1 pseudogene is annotated in these 573 nt (G+C 49.4%); it reads right to left on the bottom strand.

The window, feature by feature from the left end:
• Positions 1-573, bottom strand: a pseudogene (gene cyaA / locus R7040_RS28620) (adenylate cyclase); the annotation flags it as partial.

Genomic DNA, 573 nt, shown 5'->3' with positions numbered 1-573 from the left:
ACTCTTCCATTTCTGGTGGCACAATTTGCCATAACAGGCGCTGGCCAGCGATACGCACTGCACTGCGATAGAACTCATCAAGCAAAAGCAAGTGCTGTGAGGAACCGCAGTTGTCACCCGTCATCTCTTCAGAATGGTTACTTCTAAAACGCTCTTCATCCATCAAGAAGAAGTTCGCTTCCACCCCTTGGCTTTGCGCCCAATCGGTGATCAGCAAACATTTGTTGGTGAGCAGTTCACGTTCGTCGCAATCCATCTCTGGCGAAATACATACCCAAATGTCTAAATCGCTGGAAGTGCTTTGACCAATCGATGACGTACTACCCATGGTATATAAGCCCAAGATCGCTGGCTTTTCTGCCGTCTTGAGTGGCTGACCAATAGCGAGTTGTATGTCGTCGATGAATTGCTGTTGGATAGGATTGAGTTCAAGCCCGTGTACGCCGAATGGAACGTCAGCGTCGTAGTAACCCGGAATGACTGGGTGATTGTAGTTCAGTAAGGCAGGAATCAAGTGGAAGACTTGCTGGCTTTGCGAATCCATAAGCGCCAGCGCGCGATCGATACGCTGCT

This window comes from Vibrio sp. 1069, assembly GCF_033340555.1.
Note: the sequence above shows the minus strand (reverse complement) of the source record. Positions and strands in the feature narration are given on the sequence as shown.